This is a genomic window from Borreliella americana, from assembly GCF_021043605.1.
Taxonomy (GTDB): domain Bacteria; phylum Spirochaetota; class Spirochaetia; order Borreliales; family Borreliaceae; genus Borreliella; species Borreliella americana.
Genome location: NZ_JAJNFB010000046.1, coordinates 1 through 2,013 on the forward strand (window position 1 = coordinate 1; position 2,013 = coordinate 2,013).

Annotated in this window: 2 protein-coding genes; both read left to right on the top strand. The window is 22.3% G+C overall.

Annotated features, from left to right (window positions below):
- The coding region (locus tag LRB30_RS05730) for a chromosome replication/partitioning protein (RefSeq protein WP_231020140.1) at positions 1–514 on the top strand (514 nt) is incomplete at its 5' end.
- A gap of 989 nt (positions 515–1,503) precedes the next feature.
- A partial coding sequence (locus tag LRB30_RS05735; RefSeq protein ID WP_337924902.1) for a PilZN3 domain-containing protein occupies positions 1,504–2,013 on the top strand: 510 nt, incomplete at its 3' end.

Genomic DNA, 2,013 nt, shown 5'->3' on the forward strand with positions numbered 1-2,013 from the left:
TTATTTCATTAATCCCAATGAAGTAAAAGCTAGTAGAAAAGAAGAATATGACAGACTGGTGATTAAATTGAAGAATAATTTTAAAGCAGAAATATATACTGTTATTGAAAGAATAAAAATTTTTAGGAAAATTAATAAAGATAAACTTTATGTGGAAGGCGGATTTAAATCTTTTAGAGAATTTTTATATAAATTAAAATTTGCTAAAACACAGATTTATAAATATATCAGATTGGCTATAGCGATTGAATCTGGTCTTATAGAAGAAGGCTATATTATCAGTAATGGTGTGCAGGCCGCTATTGATTATATCAAAACTAATAAAAATGTGAGTATAAGTAATAAACTTAATGAAGAAAATTTAATAAAGCCATTGATATTAAGATTTAAAGATAAAGAAAGTTATGACTTTTATAAAGAAAATATAAAGTTTACAGAGTTTTTTCTACAGTCGATTTTTTTAAATGAGAAAGATTTAATTGAAAAATTTAAAAATAAATTTAATAATCAATGAGCACTAATTAGCAAATCTTAATAAAAAGCAATAATTCTTACCTTTTATTATTAAGTAAGAATTAATCTAAAAATGACTAATAATTTTGAGAGTTCCAATTAAAGAACCTCGCTATAATGATATAATAAATAAAAAATAAAGTCAATCTTTACTCTAGTAAAATAAAATTTTTTTTTTGAGTATTTCTTAAATTTGCTGTCAAGCGCGCTTATATTAATTTATCTATTATTTCATTTAAATCTGTTAGACCTTTTAGATTTTTTTCTGCAGTACTGTACTGTTGTCGGTGTTTTTTGATTTAAATAAATATATAGATACTTAGAAATGAAAAAAGTTTTTTACCTCTTGATTTAGTATTAAAAAATTGCTTTTTTTACTTTTAAGACAAGTGTGACAATATTTTCTTTTCATATTTTACAAAGAATTTATTTTTTATTTTTTCCAAAGGGATTGTTTTTCGTTATTTAGCAAGTGTCATTGAATTTTATCTTAAATTTGATTGTCAATTTTTTTGCCTGTCATTATTTAACAATAAATTGTAACTAATAATAAGAATGCATAAAAACGTATAAAGACATGCTAATTTTATTATTTGTTTGCCTATGCCGTGATTTCAAAGAAAAAATATATTATTTTTTATTATAAAAATTAATGGTATCAATTGACATATTAATGAGATGTAGTTACTTGGAGAAAAATTTTAAAATGGCAATAAGATAGATGTTTTTTTAATAGTAGCGCCTGCAAAGCAAGGTTGAAAATTTTTAGATTTTTTTGGGATTGGTATTATTTTATAAATTTAGGGATATATACTGAGTTATTTTAATTTTGTTTTTGTTTATTATACCTTGACAAGGATAGATAATTTCCAATAAGATAATGATCTTAATAATCTTTTGAAAACCAAGAACTAAATAAAAAAATTGAATATTAAATATTTAATTTATAAAAGTGTTTTATCTTTTATTTATAAAAAATAGGAGGGGTTTATGATTTCATCTAAAAAGATAGTAAAGTATAGAAATAAGTATAGAGACAAAGAAGTCAAATTGAGTGCGGAGATAAATACTTTTTTAAGTATCAGCAATATTGTTAATCTAACAATAGATTCTTATTCTGTATTTGGAATTATTTATTCTATTTCCATGGATTATATTAAGATTCTTCTTAAAGAAGATAATAACATATTGGACGTTTTAGCTAAAAATAAAAATTTATGCTCTATTCAAATTAAGAAAAATTCAGATTCTAATAATAATTCGGATTTTTTTCCCGATTTGACTGTGAATCTAGTAGATGTTTCTATTTATGTTTCTCAAAATAAAGAATACAATTTATTAAAATTTAAATTTTCAACTTCTATGTCAGAAGAGATTCTAATCAAAGTGGGAAAACTCCTGGAATTAAAATTTGGCCAAAACCAGAGAATTCATGAAAGGATTATTGTTGATAAAAATTCTATTAGAAGACTAAAAATTGATTTTGATAAAGTTTTTATT